At 41.3% G+C, this 19,463-nt stretch carries 16 protein-coding genes; 2 read left to right on the forward strand and 14 right to left on the reverse strand.

What is annotated here, in order from left to right; genetic code table 11:
* Nucleotides 1-41: 41 nt before the first annotated feature.
* The 6 genes from NSS67_RS18755 to NSS67_RS18780 all read right to left on the reverse strand — a co-directional run bounded on the left by NSS67_RS18755 (nucleotide 42) and on the right by NSS67_RS18780 (nucleotide 9,840).
* On the reverse strand, nucleotides 42-3,113 hold the full coding sequence (locus tag NSS67_RS18755; RefSeq protein ID WP_339315104.1) for a glycoside hydrolase family 2 TIM barrel-domain containing protein: 3,072 nt from the start codon (nucleotides 3,111-3,113) through the stop codon (nucleotides 42-44).
* A gap of 38 nt (nucleotides 3,114-3,151) precedes the next feature.
* Entirely contained in the window at nucleotides 3,152-3,973 is an 822-nt protein-coding gene (locus NSS67_RS18760) for a carbohydrate ABC transporter permease (RefSeq protein ID WP_339315105.1), read from the reverse strand.
* The gene (locus NSS67_RS18765; protein WP_339320635.1) at nucleotides 3,973-4,785 is read right to left on the reverse strand and encodes a sugar ABC transporter permease; all 813 of its coding nucleotides are present in this window, start codon (nucleotides 4,783-4,785) and stop codon (nucleotides 3,973-3,975) included. The genes NSS67_RS18760 and NSS67_RS18765 overlap by 1 nt, the downstream gene beginning before the upstream one ends.
* Nucleotides 4,786-5,012: 227 nt before the next feature.
* Complete coding sequence (locus NSS67_RS18770; RefSeq protein WP_339315106.1) at nucleotides 5,013-6,320, reverse strand: extracellular solute-binding protein; 1,308 nt, start codon at nucleotides 6,318-6,320, stop codon at nucleotides 5,013-5,015.
* 185 nt (nucleotides 6,321-6,505) lie between these two features.
* Nucleotides 6,506-8,284, reverse strand: a complete 1,779-nt coding sequence (locus NSS67_RS18775; RefSeq protein WP_339315107.1) for a sensor histidine kinase — start codon at nucleotides 8,282-8,284, stop codon at nucleotides 6,506-6,508.
* Nucleotides 8,281-9,840 (reverse strand): response regulator transcription factor, encoded by a 1,560-nt coding sequence (locus NSS67_RS18780; protein WP_339315108.1) that lies wholly within the window; start codon nucleotides 9,838-9,840, stop codon nucleotides 8,281-8,283. The genes NSS67_RS18775 and NSS67_RS18780 overlap by 4 nt, the downstream gene beginning before the upstream one ends.
* A gap of 432 nt (nucleotides 9,841-10,272) precedes the next feature.
* Between NSS67_RS18780 and NSS67_RS18785 the strand changes: the two genes are divergently transcribed.
* Entirely contained in the window at nucleotides 10,273-10,494 is a 222-nt protein-coding gene (locus NSS67_RS18785; RefSeq protein ID WP_339315109.1) for a DUF3955 domain-containing protein, read from the forward strand.
* 89 nt (nucleotides 10,495-10,583) lie between these two features.
* Here NSS67_RS18785 and NSS67_RS18790 read toward each other — a convergent pair whose 3' ends face one another.
* The 8 genes from NSS67_RS18790 to NSS67_RS18825 form a co-directional block, all read right to left on the reverse strand.
* Complete coding sequence (locus NSS67_RS18790; RefSeq protein ID WP_339315110.1) at nucleotides 10,584-11,477, reverse strand: hypothetical protein; 894 nt, start codon at nucleotides 11,475-11,477, stop codon at nucleotides 10,584-10,586.
* A 142-nt stretch (nucleotides 11,478-11,619) separates the two neighbouring features.
* The gene (locus NSS67_RS18795) at nucleotides 11,620-12,405 is read right to left on the reverse strand and encodes an ABC-2 transporter permease (RefSeq protein WP_339315111.1); all 786 of its coding nucleotides are present in this window, start codon (nucleotides 12,403-12,405) and stop codon (nucleotides 11,620-11,622) included.
* Between the two features lie 13 nt (nucleotides 12,406-12,418).
* Entirely contained in the window at nucleotides 12,419-13,300 is an 882-nt protein-coding gene (locus tag NSS67_RS18800) for an ATP-binding cassette domain-containing protein (protein WP_339315112.1), read from the reverse strand.
* Nucleotides 13,281-14,231, reverse strand: coding sequence for an ABC transporter ATP-binding protein (locus NSS67_RS18805; RefSeq protein ID WP_339315113.1), 951 nt, complete (start codon nucleotides 14,229-14,231; stop codon nucleotides 13,281-13,283). The genes NSS67_RS18800 and NSS67_RS18805 overlap by 20 nt, the downstream gene beginning before the upstream one ends.
* A 29-nt stretch (nucleotides 14,232-14,260) precedes the next feature.
* Complete coding sequence (locus tag NSS67_RS18810) at nucleotides 14,261-14,917, reverse strand: TetR/AcrR family transcriptional regulator (protein ID WP_339315114.1); 657 nt, start codon at nucleotides 14,915-14,917, stop codon at nucleotides 14,261-14,263.
* Nucleotides 14,918-15,295: 378 nt separating this feature from the next.
* The gene (gene tnpB, locus NSS67_RS18815; RefSeq protein ID WP_339315115.1) at nucleotides 15,296-16,399 is read right to left on the reverse strand and encodes an IS200/IS605 family element RNA-guided endonuclease TnpB; all 1,104 of its coding nucleotides are present in this window, start codon (nucleotides 16,397-16,399) and stop codon (nucleotides 15,296-15,298) included.
* A gap of 4 nt (nucleotides 16,400-16,403) precedes the next feature.
* Entirely contained in the window at nucleotides 16,404-16,805 is a 402-nt protein-coding gene (gene tnpA / locus NSS67_RS18820; protein ID WP_339315116.1) for an IS200/IS605 family transposase, read from the reverse strand.
* Nucleotides 16,806-16,921: 116 nt separating this feature from the next.
* Complete coding sequence (locus NSS67_RS18825) at nucleotides 16,922-18,460, reverse strand: glycoside hydrolase family 43 protein (RefSeq protein ID WP_339315117.1); 1,539 nt, start codon at nucleotides 18,458-18,460, stop codon at nucleotides 16,922-16,924.
* Nucleotides 18,461-18,599: 139 nt separating this feature from the next.
* Here NSS67_RS18825 and NSS67_RS18830 point away from each other — a divergent pair, with 139 nt between their 5' ends.
* Nucleotides 18,600-19,463: a helix-turn-helix domain-containing protein gene (locus tag NSS67_RS18830; RefSeq protein WP_339315118.1), complete on the forward strand. Its 864-nt coding sequence runs from the start codon at nucleotides 18,600-18,602 to the stop codon at nucleotides 19,461-19,463.

Below are 19,463 nucleotides of genomic sequence, written 5' to 3' on the forward strand. Positions count from 1 at the left end.
GCCCCAATCTCACAATTGGGGCAACTCTAATCTGTCTCAAATCATGCTCTACGAATCGTAAACTCAAAATCCATATCTACTGAAGGATCAATTTGATATTCATCAAGGACTGGCGCTCCCCAGCTGTCATCACCGCCAACGCCCATTTGACGCCCGGCAATCGTAACAACGGTATTATGAATGTTCGGAAGCTCATAATGATGCGTCGCATTCTCCAGCTCCATTGCCGAATATGGCGATATATTGGCTTCAACTGGTGTTGCGATTGGTGCCGCTATTATAATACCTTGGCCATGATCGTTGGTTATGGATACCTCGCGCACACCTGTACGGTTGCCCGATTCCTGTGGTACCAGATATGAGGACACATTATCTCCTGCTTGGTTGCTGAAGCGACATAATCTTGCACCAAACGCACGGTCGATATAATTCTCTTGCGGCCCATTCGCATACCAATTCAACTGGTAGTAATCCGCTGGTACCTTGAAGGTTAGAGCGAAAATTGGAAGCTGCGGTAAACCCGGTTCTCCATGGTAGCTTGTTTTCACTTTAATGCTTCCATCTGAGAACACTGTGTAAGTCACACTTACTCGTACTTCCTCTGACACACTCAGTTTATACACATAAGTTACGGTCGCTCGGTCTGTCTCTTCCATGAGCTCGAAGCTTAACGCTCTCCGGGTCAAACTTGCTGCATACCAAGAGGAAGAATCGAAATGTATGCCCGCGCCTTTGTCGTTATCCGTCATTGCTCTCCAGAAGAGTGGCGCCGGCGGTGAAGAGATCATTTCCCGTCCTGAATATTTAACAGATATTAGGGTTCCAGCCTGCTTCGAGAACATAACGGAAAAGTCACGTCCATGAACGCCAATATTCACATCCCCTTCAACAACGCGAAAATCATTCAAGGCAGGTGTTACCGTAGGATGTCTTAAAGCCTCATCAGCTGATGTGTTCCCCACTTGAAAAACATGCTGTCCAAAAGCGATTTCATAACCAGCGTTTGCCCATAATGAATCTTCTTTGAGCACAAGGGAAACATCTAAACTATACTCACCTGACTGATTCCTAATATCCGGTAAATCTAGTTCTACATATCTTTCTTCTCCGGGTTTAACCCGTGTGAATACAATTCCACGATAGATTTCCCTGCCCTCATAATTCAGACCATATTTCAATTTATAAGCATCCAAACCAACAAATAAGTTCTCATTTATGATGGTAACGCCCTGGCAATCCGGTGATAGTTTGACGTTCTGATACAGGAATTTCACTTCCTGCATTTTCGGAGACCATCTCCGATCCGCATATACAATTCCGTTTCCTGAAAAGTTATAATCGGTCGAACGGTCATCAAAATCTCCTCCATAAGCCATGTAGGGTTTACCATATCGATCATTTTTTACGATAACCTGATCCATGAAGTCCCAGATGAATCCACCTTGATACATTGGATACTTCTGTTCTAGCTCTGTGTATTTATGCAATCCTCCGACGGAATTACCCATCGCATGCATATATTCGCAGCTAATATATGGCTTTAATGGATTCTCTTTTAAATACATTTCGATATCTGCTGCTTTCGCATACATCCGGCTCTCCATATCGCTAGAATCATCAAATTCGCGGTTATGGAACACCCCTTCATAATGAACCAAACGGGTGGAATCCTTCTCTCGAAAATAATTTGCTACATTTCGAATGACTTCTCCAGCAAAAGACTCGTTGCCACATGACCAAATCAGAATCGATGGATGGTTCTTGTCTCTCTCTACCATAGAAATCGCACGGTCCATTACGATATCCTGCCATTCAGGCTTACTACCTGGTATGTTCCAAGACGGTTCTACGACCCCCATTTTCTGCCATGATCCATGCGACTCTAAATTCATCTCGTCAATAACATACACACCGTATTCATCGCACAGCTCGTACCAGAGCGTTTCATTCGGATAGTGCGACGTCCGTACAGCGTTGATATTCGCTTGTTTCAGAGTCTTTATATCCCATAGCATATCTTCTTTCGTAATGCTGCGACCGAAGCGGGAATTAAACTCGTGGCGGTTGACACCTTTGAATACAATACGTTTACCATTTAAATGCATAATCTTATCTATCATTTCGAATTTTCGAAAGCCCACCTTTTGCGGCACGACTTCCACAAGATTCCCGGAAGCGTTATAGACAGAGACGTATAGAGTATACAAATTAGGCTCTTCTGCACTCCACAGCAGGACCTTTGTTGCCTCCAGCGTAAGCGAAACAGATTCTCCCGAAACTCCATTCTCACCGCGAGCTACAAGATTTCCTGCATTATCCTTAAGCTCTAGGATTACTTTCGAAGCAGATTTACCTATTAACTGCATCACAGCCGTTAGCGTTCCCTGCTCAAACTTCTCATCCAGATCAGTCTGAACGTGAAGATCCCGCACATGAACTTCCGGCACAGTGTATAGATACACGTCGCGAAAAATTCCAGAAAATCGCCAAAAATCCTGATCCTCCAGCCAACTCCCGGTACTGCGCTGATAAACCTCGACCGCCAGCTTATTCTCGCCTTCCGTCAAATACGGTGTCAGGTCAAATTCACTTGGAGTAAAGCTATCTTCGCTATAGCCAACAAATTCCCCATTTAGCCATATATAAAAAGCAGTTTCAACTCCCTGAAAAGAGATATACAATGGACGTTGCTCCCAGCCCGCAGGAACTACAAAATACTTCACATAGCTGCCTACAGGATTGTGGTCCTCGGATATCATCGGAGGTCTAAGATGCTCATGACCATCCCATGGGTACATCGTATTCACGTATTGTGGCTGCCCAAAACCCTGTAGTTGAATATGTCCAGGAACCTCAATATCAGCCCACCCTCTGCAGGACACGTTATCCTTATAAAAATGCTCCTGCCGCTCCATTGCATTATGGGCATAACTAAATTTCCAGCTTCCGTTTAGGCTATGGCGCCAGGGCATTTCTCCAAGCCCTTCGGCTTCTACTATCGATTCATAATATCGATGATCGGAGTGAGCCAGCATTCTTCCCACTGCATAAATGGTAGGATCTGATAACCATTCCAGACTTGGTGCGAGACCTCGTTCAACTTGCTGCTTCATCTATTTGTCCTCCTTCTTTTCTAAAAATGTTCGCTACCTTATTTTACTGAGCCCGTCATCCCGGCCACAAATTGCTTTTGCATCATGAAGAATACTAGTGCCGTCGGCAGAGTCGTAATGACGATTGCGGACATAATCAGACCATAGTCAGGAGCATAACCCGATCCAAGATTCGAGATTAGAAGTGGCACGGTCATATTTTCTTGGGACTGCAATACGATCAGCGGCCATAGATAATTGTTCCAGCTGTTTAGGAATGTGATAATCGCGGCAGCAGCGTAAGTGGATTTCATCGTCGGCATATAAATGCGGAAGAACAAACCAAACTCAGACAAGCCATCGATGCGACCGGCCTCCATCATATCCTTAGGAAACATTTTTGTGCTTTGACGGAAAAAGAAAATCAGAAATGCTGTTGTGAATGTTGGCAGAATGACTGCCGCTGCTGTATCGATACCAAGAAACGGTACAACGCTTGATACTTTTGCGAACATTTGAAACAAAGGAACCATAATTGCCGCAAATGGAATCATCATTGAGGCAAGCAAAATATTAAATACGATATCTTTACTCCGACTGCGGTACATTTCAAAGCCATATCCAGCCGCTGATGCTACCAGCAATGAAAGCACAGTAGTCACAACAGAGATTTTTGCGGAGTTCCAAAGGGCTTGCCACATATCTACGGAACTAAATAAGTTATCTATATTCTTAAAGAGATGCGTACCGGGTAGCAATGTCCCTTTAGTTACATCAACCGACTGATTCGTGGCACTAATAACCATCCAGATAAACGGAAAAATAGAGATCAGCGCTGCTAGAACTAGGAACAGGTAAGTAAACATGCGTTTAGTTTTCATTATCTCTTGTCGCCTCCTACTTTGTTCTGAATGAGCGTCAGTATGAGCACCATTACAACAATGGAATAGGAGACGGTTGCAGCGTATCCAAAGTCAGGAGTGTATTCAAAGGAAAGGTTATAAATATATTGGGAAATCGACATGGTTGCATTGCCGGGTCCACCTTTCGTGATGTTAACCACTTCGTCAAACAACTGAAGTGTTCCAATGGTCGATGTTATCGTCGTAAACAAGATAATCGGCTTCAATAGAGGAATTGTAATTTTGAAAAATTGCGTAACTGCGCTTGCGCCATCTATATGAGCAGCTTCATAAATAGATTTGTCGACATTTTGCAGGGATGACAAATAGAAAATCATATTATAGCCAGTAAAGCGCCATGTGATGGCAATGATGATCGTAACTTTGGCCCAGAAAGGGTCAGTAATCCATTGAATGGGTTCGCTGATTAGATGGAGATTCACCAGGAATTTATTAATGATACCTTCGGCTCCAAACATGTACTTAAACACAACGGAGTACGCTACAAGTGACGTTACCGTTGGAAGAAATATGGCTGTTCTGAAAAACCCCTTAAATTTCAGCCTTTCATCATTAAGCAGCACCGCGATAAAGAGCGCCAGCACCAGCATGACTGGGACTTGAATAATTAAGTAAATAAATGTGTTTTTAACGGCTGTAAGGAAAGTAGTATCGCTAAACAATCGAATATAATTATCTAGTCCGGTAAACTGTAGATTGCTTCCTCTACCCGTCTTGAAGGATAGAATTAAAGCTTGAATCATTGGATAAAAATAGAACACACTGATCATGATGACCGGCACAAGGACGAATAACCATCCCGTCAGATGAATCTGCCTTTGACCTTTAGAGCTCTTTATTTTTTCCGGGCTTAGCCCTGTCTTTATAGTTCCCACTCCACTCCGCACCCTTCTGTCTTATATATTAGAGATGAAAGCCCCTGCTACCTATCCTTCTGTAGAAATCCAATTACAGGAGAAGAAGGAGCAAGGGCATAGTTCATACAGCCTAAGTGCGATTAGCGAATTTGAGTATCCGCTTGCTTCTGTGCATCTTTCAGCACAGTATCCACATCTTTACCACCTAGATAAGCTTGCATCGCTACAACCATAATGTCCTCTATCGCGTAAGTGTTCATACCGTAGTTAACATTAGGAATTTGCTCAGTCCATGCTGCAAAGTCTGATACGACCTTTTGGCCTTTGAAGAATTCATCCGTAGCTGAGTAAGCTTCTCCGCTTGCAGCTGCTTTCAAGGTACCGATGACACCCACTTTAGTATTCAGTGTCTGATACAGTTCAGCGTCAGAAGCAAATGTCTTAGCAAGGAATTCCGCAGCTGCTTCTTTACCATCTACATTCATTACATACCATGAGCTACCACCAAGGTTGGATGCGTGAACGGAGCCTTCTGTTGCTAGCTTAGGAAGTGGTGCTACGGCCCACTTACCGGATTGGGAGGCTTCGGCTTTAATCGAAGCAGTTATCCAGTTACCTGTCGGTACGGAAGCCACTTCACCACTATTGAACGCACCTACAAATTGGCTCCAGTCCGAGATTACTTTCACAATGCCGGAATCCATCATTTCTTTGTACATTACGAGTGCCTCTTTCAATGCAGCGTTATCTGCTATCGTCGGAGTCTGACCGTCTTTTCCTGTATACCACGCACCTGCCGATTGGATCATCACTCGGATTTGTCCAAGGTCATTCGGATCAAGCGTGAGCATACTTTTACCAGTTTTCGCTTTTACAGCTTTACCGATCTCGATATATTGCTTCCAGTCGATATCCTGTAGTGCATCCAAGCTATAGCCGGCTTGTTCGAGATAGTCTGTCCGTACGTACATTCCTGTTACACCAGAATCAAACGGAACACCATATTGCTTGCCGTCAACACTGGTTGGACCAATTTTATAATCTGCAAAACTATCTGCTTTTACGAGGTCCGTCAATTCATAAAAGGAATCCGGATACGCTTGCAAGAAGCTCTGTGCACGGTAATCCTCAATGAGTACGATGTTAGGCAATCCTTTTGTGGAACCAGAGTTTAGCCCCGTATTCAACTTTTGTACGATATCAGCCTGCGCATTCTCTACGACGTTTATCGTAACGTCCTTATTGACTTTCGAATAAGCATCTTTGGCAACATTCATAGCGGCAATGTTAAACGCCGGGTCCCAAGCCCAAACTGTAATCTCTTTTGCTTGGGTACTACCTTCAGCTCCGGAGTTACCAGAGTTGCTCGGTTCATTTTTCGTTCCACCTGTGGAACATGCCGACAAAAGAACCACACTAGCCAGCATTACGGATAATAATTTTTTCACTACGTAAACCCCCTCGTTAATCTGTAAAATAATAAAGATGGAAGCGTTCTCCCTGCTACGCCTCCATCTTAGCATTTTGTATTCGCTTTCTTTGGCAGTATATTTGTTAGCTTTGGTGTTATTATTGGGTACTGATTTGATTCTGATATCAACTCTGGTACAATCTTTAGTTTTTTGTAAATTATTTAGTTTTTTAACAATGGGAGCGTAATTTTAATATTCGTACCTTCACTCCGTTTGCTTGTAATGTTTATTCCGTAATTCTCTCCGTATAATAATTTGATTCTATCATCCACATTTCGTATACCGATTCCGGAGAACAATTGGCGTTTGTGTTTCGACGCAGGAAGCTCCTCCACCTCTATCCAGTTTGAGTTAAGATCCATCCCGTCACCATTATCTACAACTTCGCATACTAGTTGATCTTCATGTACGGCTATCATGATTAGTATCCTTCCCTCATCTTTAACGTTAAATGCATGAAAGAACGAATTTTCGATAAAAGGTTGAAGAATTAGCTTCGGCATATGATACTCCAAGCTCTCAGGCTCCACAAAGTAATTCACACGGATCTTATCACCGTACCTCACGTGATTGATATACACATAATGCTTCAGCGACTCCAATTCTTGACTAACAGGAATGGTAGAATGAACATCGCTTACTGTATTTTGCAGGAGTGAGATTAGCGAATTTATCGTTCCAGCAGCTTTTTCCTTGTTCCCCTGCTGAACCAGAAATTTGATTGATGCCAGCGTATTGTATAAAAAATGTGGATTAATCTGCATTTGGAGTGCGGCCAGCTCCGCGTTACGCTGCTGCTTCTGAGTCTCCATCAACCGGACAACATAATCATGTAGCGAATCTAGCATAAAATTAAAGGCGTTCCCTAGCTCCTTGACTTCATAGCTGCTTTTCTCGACAATAACATGATTATCGAACCCTCCCGTAGGAATACTCGACATCTGTTTAACAAGTACACGCAGGGACTTCGTCATTTTTCGGGTAATTAAAAATACAATAATGAGCGAAATTGCAACGATAGCCATGATTGTTAATGACACCGCTTTGGCATTCACCATCTGTCCGGTCACAGCGTTCTTATCGATTAGGTTCACCAAATAAAAATTAAATTCAGGCAAGTATTCCGAGAACACAATTCGTTCATTCCCCATAACATAGGTAGACTTGCCATCTTTACTTCCACCCCCTACTTCTTCCAGCAGTTGCTTATCAAGTAGCCCAATCATCTCTGTCTTGTTGCTGGATACAATTAATCCCTTCTTATTCAGCAATACAACGTCATTACCTTCGCTCGTAAAGTTAGCGTAAAAGGGCTTGAAATCTCGATCACGAATGGCCACGTACATGGTGCCATAAATTCTACCGCTCGAATGATCAAATAAAGCTTTGGAAGCCACCAGCATAGGCTCTTTTACATTCGCTTTATTATCTCTTAGATCGAGTTGGTACAGGATTTGATCAGGATGGGCAACTGTCTCCTTCGTAATCGGGTGAGCCATAAGTTCATCTGCAGAAATGGCCCAATACCAAGGATCTGTTGAATAACTCCTGCCATTCACACCCACAATCATGATTCCTACATCAAAGGCGCTGAGGTTAGAGCGGATTGCCCGCATGCCTTCTGTCATGTGATATGTTCTGATGGCGAGATTTACTGCATCCTTCTCTCCGCTAGATAAATAGTTTCGGATAGCTTCATTCTGAGCCATCATAGTAGCGCCAGTAGCAATGATGTTATTGTAAGATTCTAAATTTGTCTTCATCTGGTTAAGTAATTTGCCGTTTGTTATGCTGAAGGTCTGTAAAAATAATTTCTCTGACATACTAATCGTAATAGCCAGCGTCAGGAGTGATACGGTTACGATGCTAATGAGGGTCACGAGAAACAGCTTGAGGAATAAGCCCTGCTTTCTAATATTGTTAATGATAATTCCAATCATGTCTGCTCTACGTCCCGTCTCCGGTACCGGCTCGGAGAAATGCCGGTCTGCTTTTTAAATACTTTTGTGAAATAACTCTGATCTGAATAACCTACGCTCGCGCTTATATCGGAAATTGATTTTTCTGTTGTCTCGAGTAGCTCCATAGCCTTTTCCAACCGGACTTTGTTCAGGTATTCACTAAACCCTTCGCCATTATGTGCAGTGAAATAGCTCGATAGATAAGAAGCATTGAAATGGAACTGCCTAGCTACCCCAGTCAGTGTGATCGGATCTGCATAATGATTCTGAATATATTCGAGCAGCTTCGTCATATTTGGGTTAACTGATGGATTCGTCTCGCCTATAGAGCGCTCAACTTCACGAATGAATGCTTCAGCAACACCTATAGCATCACCTGCATAAAGCGCTTCATCTATTTTTCGAAAATAGTCGTATTTGGCCTCCTCCAGCCCTCCGATCTCACACTTCATTTTTCCAAGCGTGGTTGCTACGTTAAATATAAAGTTCCCTAATAGTGATTTGAATTCGAATATATCGATACGATAATCCATTGAACGCAGATGTACATATTCCAGAAACCCTGTAAATGCCTTCTGGTATTGCTTTCGTCTCAACTGATCCATTAATTCTCCCATATCAATTTCCTGATACGGTCCCGGAAGGCCTGGCAAATGATCATTTTCAATCAGACTTCGTTCCGGCAAGTAGAAACTGTATCGTGTAAGCTTCAAGTAATTGTCACGATAAATCTCACCAAGCCTGTTAAAATCCGCGAAGCTCTGACTGATAATGAAATGCGCTTCTCTCACACGATGAGCTATTTCCGAGATCAGATAGCGGAGCTCAATCACAAGCTCGTCCCATTGCTCCGGATTAGCGTTAAGCAAATAAATAACCGAATCGTTAACAAACTTTAGCCGAATAAACACTACATCGTCCAAAGCGAACTTACCGATCTCTCTTTCTAATTCATTGGCGAAAGTTAACCTGTCACCAGAATCTTTAATATGCTTCATATCCACTCCGAAAAACGCGAATTGTCTATGAGGAAACTTCGATTGTAGCAATGTGGGTTCCAGCACTGACTCATATCCTGTCATGAGCTTCTCGATGACATGCAAAAGCTGCTTTTCCTCAGGATCCGTATCTGGATCAGTCATCTTCATCCCTGCCATTTTAGCCGTACTTTTATTTAGGATGGACAACAGATAATCGGCTTCCAGCTTCGGCTTCAGGATATAGTCCGCTACACCACTTTGAAATGTAGAACGGACGTAATCATATTCACTGAAACTGCTTAAGACGATTACTTCAATGTGAGGGTACTTCTCCTTCACGATCTGAACTAGCTTCTCCCCGCCCATTACAGGCATTACGATATCTGTAATAATAATATGAGGACTGACCTCGTCCATCATATTTAGTGCTTCAAGACCGTTAGAAGCCTCGCCGACGATTCGATACCCTTCTTGTTCCCAATCCAAAAGGTGCTTGATCCCTTGTCTAACCAGCATCTCGTCATCCACAATCATAATCTTGAATATTGGTTTCATTTCTGCCCCCTTGCAGTTTTTCAACCTACTATTGTAATCATTCACAGACTGAACAAATTTTAAAAGCCTTGAAAATGATCAGAATGCCGCCCTTTCATATTATCGAAGTATGCGCTGTAACCGTTTTCTTTTTATCCGGTAGTATTTAACACATTCGACATGGAGGACCTTCTGTACAAATAAAGCATAAGACTTACTTAAATTTGTTTAACCCAAATAATAGTCCTCACCAGTATTTATGGTCAAGTCCTCATTTTTCAGCATTCCCTTCTCCCTCGATAATTTCATTTGAGAAATAACAATCATATATCGTTTTACGATATATAATTGTTGATTTATAGTTTTTAATTGTGTATTATAGGGTTATAAAAGAAAGATGAAACGTTCATGAAACCGATTAGAACATTATGATGAAAGTAAGGAGAATGTCTTATGAAAAAAAAATATCTAATAGCCTCTGCCCCCCTTCTGTTAGGAATCATTAGTTTAATGATCTCACGTATGGTGGGTTCAAGCGTGGGAGCTGATGGTATGTTGTATGAGCCGGCCTTTTTCTTAATTCCGCTTGGCTTCCTGTTTTTGTTCAGCAGTATTATTGCATGGTTATTTGTAGGTCTCGGCTCAGTCCTCCATAATAGAAACAAGATTTCGTAATATCCTTGATTTGAGACAATAACTTTCAAAGTGAAAAAAAAGAAGCCGCGAAATTCGCGGCCTCTTCTGTGTTGTGTTCATTTAGGATTTTATAAACTCAATTTCTGCTGGAGTAAAACAGCCAGCTCTTCGGCTGTATCCCAAACGATCGGACGGATATTTTTAACTTGTACAAAAAGGTTATTGGCATCGCTGCTGTTCACAGTCCAAATCACTGGAATGTTCAATCCGAGCGCATATCCAGCTGTAAAATACACTTCAGGGGGTTGGCCGGTTAAATCAGCGATAATCAGCTTGCTCTCCTCTATAAGCTCCAAGGAATACGGTTCGCGGTTTTGCGTTGTCGTATGCCTTAGCAAACGTGGTATATACCCAAACTGCTCGATTTTAGGCAGCAGCTTTTCCACCCACTCCGTGAGCAAATCCTCCGCATCCGACATTAGAACGATACAGGGCTTTAATTTTTTGCCTCCTGCGATTGCCGCAGCTTCATTCCATCCCTCATCCGTCAGCTTAAAGGTCATGCCTTCCCTGATCATAAACTGCTCGTTAATCAGCTTATCTATGATATATACCAGTTCTTGCAGATTAGGCGAATACGTCAGATTATAGCTACTGGAGAGTGGTTGTATAACAACGGATTCCCCAGGGGCTTCAGAATGTCTGTATAAATATTGCAGTAAACGGTTTCCTTTATCTTCAATCGTCACTGGAATTTTCGGGGAATTTACTATGGACTCTAAATCGTCAGCCGATATACTGACCTTCTCTCCAGCATCTGTCAGCTCCCGTATATAAGCCGATACGATATGAAACATGTCGCGTTTCTTTTGATGCGGGAGAGAATTAATAGGCTCATAGCTGTCGCTCAATAAGTTATAGAACCCGTCAGGAGAACAATTACAGCCTAAATATTTATCGTAATCGCCATCCGATGTAATCGAAACCATCTCGTCACAGAACAAGCAGTATTTCTTAATCATTACAACTCATCACCTCTTATTCATTGGTATCCCTTTACCATACCAATATTTTAATAAAAAGTAGACAAGAAGATATTTCCTGCTGTTAATAAAAAATAGCCATCTACCTAATTTATTTAAGTAAATGGCTTAATTCCTATCGTTATAGAGGCAAATCCTTTTCCTTAAAAACACGTATGCCAATCATATAAAGTACAATACCTACAACACCAAGAAGAGTAAATTGAATCCAATAATCACCGTTGTTTATGATTGCATCCGTATCAAATAATGTATTCAGTGAGAAGTACTTAAATCCCTCCAGACTGCTATCTACCTTCCCCATAAGTTCAAAGAGAAAGAAAGCAAGGGGGATACCAGCACCAAAAGCGAGTGAGTTTTTCGATAAATTGAATATACAAGAAAATAAGAAAGAAATACTGCTGGTTGCAAACATTAAGAGAAATAAACCTACATTAAGCATAATTAAATCCGTAATTTTAAAATCAATATCGTTCTGGAAAGCCTGAACAGCTACTACCCCTACGATGGATAAAATCGTAAACATTGCAACAAGCGATGATACTAAATAGATGGCTTGCGTTCTGACCACTGTGCTTCTTTTTATAGGCGTTGATAGCAAGTAAGCCATGGACCCTCTATCCACCTGCGATGCGACAAGACTATTAGCGGTCATAATTACAAAGATCAAAGGTAGAATAACACCCTGCATTGAATAAAAAGTCGATGCGAGCATGCCAAGAAATGTAGTTGAACCTAGCATATTCGCAAGTGGTGTGTCCTTCACCATATCTGACATACTGGATAGCGTCTTTGGATCGAACACGGCAATGAGTACGCCACTAAATACGCTCATGATTAACGTGAAGATTAGCCACAACTTAAAATTGGCTTTCAATGTTTGTTTAAAGATCGTTTTATTAAACATGAATTTCTCCTCCTTAGTATAGACTTCTGAAGTATTTTTCAAGGGTGTACTTGTTTTCAGTGATAAACTTGATCTCATACTCTTTAAGCACCTTGAAGAGTGTATTGATCTGCCGATCATGTATATTTACAATGACTTGATTTTGATTTTCGCGTTGTTCTGCACAATCAAATGGTTCTGTTAAAAAGCGTTGGTAGTCCTCATGCGAGGTAAACTCAATCTTGTAAGTCTTCTCTTCATTGTGCTTAACCTCACGGGTTGATTTCACAGCAATAATCTTACCGTCTTTAATAAGTGCAACCTTGTCACAGGTATGTTCAACTTCTTCAAACATATGACTCGACATAAATATCGTTTTGCCCTTCTTTTTTTCTTCGTTTAATATATCTACAAATTCAGCTCTCATCAGAGGGTCAAGTCCCGTTGTGGGTTCATCCAGAATTAAAATATCAGGATCAGCCATTAAGGTAGCGACAATAGCAGTCTTTTGTTTCATTCCCTTGGACATTCTTTTCAAGTTAGCGGTTGGATCTAGTTGAAGTTTCTCTATAATTGTATTCGCATAGCTCATGTCTTTGAGCCCTAATAGCTCAGCCTGTTGTTTGAGGAATTCCGTTCCAGTTGGTGCATCGGGAAAAGCGATCTCTCCAGGCGTATAACCTATCATTTTCTTAATCTCAGCTGAGTCCTTCCAGCAGTCCATTCCATTTATTTTTACACTCCCACTTTGTGCTTTTAAGAAGCCCATCAAGTGACGAATCACCGTGGTTTTACCTGCACCATTCGTGCCGACAAAACCAAATACCTCACCTTTTTCAATGGAAAGGTTGATGTTAAAAACCCCTTGATGTTGGCCATAATCTTTTGTCAAATTATTAATTTCTATTAATGGCATTAGGGTTGGCACCTCCCTCTGGATTAGAGTTTCGGTCATAAAACTTCATAAAGTAATCTTCAAGCGTGAACTTGATCTCTGAGAAAAACTTCAAATCATACTCAGATATTGCGCTAATGAACAGGTTGATATCATTATCATTCAATCGTACTTCCGCTTGTTTTTTATTCGCTTTTAGAGAAGTAACTTCAATGTTGTTTAGCGACTGAACCTCTAGACTAAAACGTTCAAACTCTTCTTTGGAGTTGAATTCAAATTCAAAGGATTTGCTCTCATTATGACGAAGCTCATCGGCAATAAAGGTTGAAATTAATCGGCCATCTTTGATAATTGATATTTTGTCACAGGTAGCATCTATCTCATTAAAGATATGGCTCGATAGTAAAATCGTTTTCCCTTTTTCTTTTTCCTCTTTGATAAATTCAATAAATACATTTTGCATGATAGGATCAAGACCACTTGTAGGCTCATCAAGAATTAGGACGGCTGGATTATGCATAAAAGCTGTTACAATAGCGAGTTTCCGCTTCATCCCTAACGACATACGTTTTAAACTACCTGCCGGATCAAGCTCGAATTTTGAAAGCAAATAATTAGTATGAGTCATATCATTGATGCCACGTAAATCAGCCATCATCTTAATAAACTGCATACCCGTAAGCGATTCAGGCAATGCAATTTCGCCGGGAAGATATCCTAAATTCTTTTGAATATCACTAGCACTCTCCCAGCTATTCATTCCATTTACTAAGGTGTATCCCATCTGAGGACGAGAAAATCCCATGATATGACGAATCGTTGTCGTTTTCCCAGCTCCGTTCGGTCCTAAAAAACCGTAAACTTCGCCTTTCTCAACTTTGAATGTGACATCGAACACACCACGATTATGACCATAATCTTTTGTTAAATGATCAATCTCCAATACTGCCATATAAATGCTCCTTTCTGCCAAATGAAATATTAGGATAAGGATTCAGTTCGAGGATTTCTTATTCCATTCATTACGAATTGAACAAGATTCTCCACTTCTTCTTCACTTATTGAATAGTTCTCAAACAATACAAATCGAGATACGAAAAAGCCTCCAAATACAGTCGTTAAATAAATCAATACCTGATCCGTAGGTTTATCCACTAACTCCCCACGGTGCTTAAATTCTTCTACTGCACGATTAATAAGCAGAGAGATATTTTTGATGAAATGTGGTGCAATTTCATTTTTAAGCTCATCTTTATATATGACTTCCTTCACAAACACTCGAAATATCTCTTTATTCCTCTTAAAAAATTCAATTCTATTCTTTAGAAATCCCCTTAAAAATTGCTCGAACGTCTTCGTATCCTCTGTTAAGACTTCACTAAAAACTTCATTTGTCATAGATGGTAAAGAATCTTGAACAAATGGAAGGATAATTGAGAGCAGAAGCTTATCTTTTGTTCCGTAATGTTTAAAGATTGTACCTTCCGATACTTTTGCTATTTTAGCGATCTCAGCCGTGGATGTATTCGCAAAACCTTTTTCAGCGAACAACCTAATAGCTATTTCAATTATTTTTTGTTGTTTTTCTGTTTTTGTCTTTTGAGCAGCAATTAGTGAGTCGAATAAATCATGTGTCATTTTTTTACTCCTTTTTAGAGTCTATAGTTATAAGTGAGTGATTACTCACTCGAGTATACATCTCAAGAAATCAAGAGTCAATGAAAATTGAGTGATTACTCACTTCCATTGACTAAGTATCCCCTTAGCTTCCTAAATGATATTCTCCCATAGGGGTCTTAATCATTAGATATGAAAAAAGCCCTGATAATATTATCAGGACTTTCGGTTTGATGTTGGGCTCATGAATGAACATGGACGAACTATTAATCTATTACTTTTGATAGTGAAAACATTGAACCTCTCATCACTAAAGTGACGAGATTCCTAAGTACAGAAGTCTACAGACTTCTAATGGATTAGGCTATCCCCGCAGTTCCTGCGGTTATCCATCTGACGTTATTCAGACAGAAGTCTTAGTCCTTCGTTCAGAATATTTTTGCTGGCATTGTCATCTCTATCGTGTGTAGTATGGCATTCTGGACATACCCATTCGCGCAAGTTGAGGTTCTTAACGTCTTTGTTCTTGTACCCGCAGCACGAACATCGTTGGCTTGATGCAAACGTCTTACCTACTGCGACGACTTGCTTCTCGTACCACTCTGCTTTGTACTCCAGCATCGTTCTGAATTGCGACCAGGATACTTCACTGATCGCTTTCGCTAATTTGCCATATTGGAGCATCCTCTTCACTTGCAAGTCCTCAATTGCAATGATGTCGTGGTTTTTGACAATATGCGTTGAGACCTTATGTAAATAGTCAGCCCTTGCATTGGTCATATGCTCGTGTATTTTGGCAACTTTGATGCGCTGTTTGTTCCAATTGGAACTTCCTTTCGTTCTTCTTGTGAGTATACGCTGCGCCTTGGCAAGCTTCTCTTCCAATGTCCGAAAAAACTTAGGATTTCGAAATACTTCGCCGTTTGAGAGGATCGCAAAGTTTTTTAGACCCATATCGATCCCGACGGATGAATCCGTCTTTGGCAAAGGCTGCACATCTACCTCCGCAAGTATAGACACGAAATACTTACCTGCTGGATTCCGCCTAAGGGTAGCACTCAGAATTCGTCCTTTTATTTCTCTAGACTTTGCGAATGGAACACATCCAAGCTTAGGAAGCTTGATCTTGTGACCGACAATAGCGATGTTGTTGTTTGTGAAGTGGGTTTGATACGACTGAAGAGGATTCTTTTTGCTCTTGAATTTAGGGGCATCGTTTTGCTTCTGGTAGAATCGACTGTAAGCATCAGTAAGATGCCGCAGTGCGTTTTGAAGTGCAAATTTATCAGGCTCTTGTAGCCATTCCTTCGTTCGTTTGAGTAATGTAAGTTCAGCAGAGCATTTCCCATACGACAACCCTTTTCCTGTATCTTTATAGGCTTCATTCCATCTGTTCAGAAAGTGATTGAACACAAACCGACTACAGCCAATCGTTTTATGGATCAGCAGCTGTTGTTCTGCGTTTGGATAAATGCGGAACTTGTACGCTTTATGCGTCAGCATGGCTTCACTTCACTTTCTGATTTCGGATGTACTCTCGTATTTGCGATTCCGTATTTTCGCTAACGGTAGCAATGAAGTATGAGCGGTTCCACAGATTTCCCTCCCATAGCTTCTCTTTAAGATCAGGAAATTCTTTGAATAGCAGTCTGGCAGATACACCTTTAAGTGCTTTGATCATGCTCGGTATAGAATGTTGTGGAGAGCACTCAATCAGCAGTTGTACGTGGTCTTCATCACTTTTCATCTCGCTGAGAATGAAGTTATTATCTAATGCAATTTGACTCAATATTTCTTTTAGTCTTACATCCAATTTGCCCTGAATCACCTTGTGACGATACTTTACACACCATACAATATGATACTGGATAGAGTAAACATATCCTCGACCAAACTTTACTTCTGACAATCTTATCTCCTCTAGATATATCGTAACATATGTAGTTGTAATTTTGTAATGAAATTATGTCATATCGGTAGTTTAATCGCTTAGATATTTCAACATGTGTCGTACAATTAAAGTGTCTATAACACGCCTTGTCCGAAGTTTTCTAACTCACGACTAAAGTCACGGGTTTGCAAAACTATTCTATCAAAATAAGCGGTTGTTCGATGGGTAGAAAAGTTATACATCCCGAAGAAAACACCAGTAAAACCACCTGCCACTTCCGTAGAAATCAAGTGCGTCTCCGATTCACCCAATAAATGCCATACCTGATCTGCACCTCGATATGAAAACGAATATTTCTCCGGCAATGCTTGAATTCTAAACTCTACGACTGTGCCTTCGAATGGTGCTGAATGTTTGATGTCACTTATACTTCCCACTTGTCTTCGCAGCGAGATAACATTTCTACCTTCTACCTGGGTCAGTCCGATCGCGTAGTGATATTTCTGATCCATAAAAACAACAAGACCCGCTTCGTCATCTTCTAGAGGGTTAAACTCCAGTTTAGTGGAGATTTCACAATCGAAGTGCTGCTGTCTGGTACCAATAAACGCTGGCGTTCCCTTTTCACTCAATCTCACATCCGACCCACGCAATGCTAACCAACCTGCCCGTTCCTGCAAAGACCACTCTACCTTTTTAGGATTGCGAATAAAATTCCAGTTCATTCTTAGAGCAGATTCATCGAAGTTATCGATTGCTGTCTCTTCTTCCCAAGGAACTGATGGAAGTGTACCAGCTTCCATTTCTAGTCCTACAACACCGTTATCCCCAATCATCGGCCATCCATCATCCGTCCACTGGACTGGAGCAAGGAACGTCTCTCTGCCCAGATGATGACGGTAAGGATATCCTACCGGTCGAATCCCCAGAAATACGGCCCACCAGCTACCATCCTGTGTTTCTACTAGATCGCCATGTCCAGTAGCTTGTATAGGATAATCTGAACTCCGGTGAGTCAAAATGGGATTGTGTGGAGAAGCTTCATATGGCCCATAGGGTGACTTACTTCTTGCTATAGTCTCCATATGTCCATATTCTGTCCCGCCTTCTGCACACATTAAATAATAATAGCCATTAACTTTATAAAGATGTGGTCCTTCGGGAAATTTACCGCCGCTGCCTGTCCATATCAAGCGAGAATCGCTCAACTTAAGGCCTGTTTCAATATCAATCTCACATTGGTAGATTCCCATGCCTTGCTTGGTGCCAGTGCTTGTAAAATAAACTTTTCCATCGTCAAAAAACAAGGATGGATCAATCCCCTCTTGATCCACATAAATGGGATCCGACCATTCACCTGCTGGATCATCCGTCCAAACGTAGAAGTGCCCACCGCTATCCTGATTCGTAGTCACCATGTAGAATCTACCGTCATGATGACGAATGGTTGGTGCCCACACCCCACCAGACACGACTGATTCATCAAATTGAAGCTGGGCTTCACGTGTTAAGCAATATCCGATCTGCTTCCAATGGACTAAATCTTTACTATGCCAAATGGGTATTCCCGGAGTGTAAGCAAATGAACTGTTGACCAAATAATAATCTTCACCTACCCTGCATATGCTTGGATCTGGGTAAAAACCTGGTATTATCGGATTGTTATATTTCATTGAAGCATTCTCCTTTTATGAACAATTGCATCTATGTCATGAATTATACGCTACTAGCTAAACGATAAACCTTGATTATTCGGTCGTAAAATAGCATGATATAGACATTCACCTATTCATGCTTTTGGAGGTTGAGTAATTGAGCGAATTTTATTTGGACTGGTTTACATCGGATCAGAAGTTTCCATTCTTTATTCAATACGGCTTTCATGACAATGATACTGACCTTCACAGACATGCGGACTTTTCAGAGCTCGTAATTGTCTTAAGTGGTACAGCTACACATATCGTTAATACGGAAGAATCATTCATCAAGAAGGGGAATGTCTTTGTGATTAATGGTTCAACTCCGCATGCTTTTAAAGATCCTCATGATTTTAGGATCTGCAATATTATGTACAAGCCTGAAATGCTATCGACGGCTGGGTCGGATCTGCGGACATCCAACGGCTATCAGGCACTATTTGTGTTGGAACCGTTATATCGTTATAAATACGCCTACACTAGTAAACTAAGCTTGCCGATTCCTATGCTGGAGTACGTCTCTTCCCTCATTGCCGACATGATTGAAGAATATAGTAACAGGCTTCAGGGATATCAGACTCTGCTCGTCTCAAGGTTCATGGAACTGGTTGTCTATTTATCAAGGCATTATGAGAAACAGGATAAAGGGAGTCAGGACAATCATCTGATCCATTTAGCGAACGCGCTCTCTTTTATGGAAGACCATTATCTTGAGGCGTTGTCGCTGGATCAAATCGCCAAACACTCAGGTATATCGGTAAGACACCTGAACCGGATCTTTCGCGCTTACTATCAGACGACGCCTATCTCCTATCTCCATCGTTTGCGTCTGGAACGGGCTTGCAGTTTGTTGAAGCATTCTGACTTCAGTATTATTCAAATCTCACATGAAAGCGGGTTTAGCGATAGCAATTATTTCACTCGACAATTCACCAAAACCTACGGGATGTCTCCCAAGGCGTATCGAAAAAAGACATAA

Origin of the sequence: Paenibacillus sp. FSL R10-2734 (genome assembly GCF_037963865.1) — a bacterium.
Lineage (GTDB): Bacteria > Bacillota > Bacilli > Paenibacillales > Paenibacillaceae > Paenibacillus_AQ.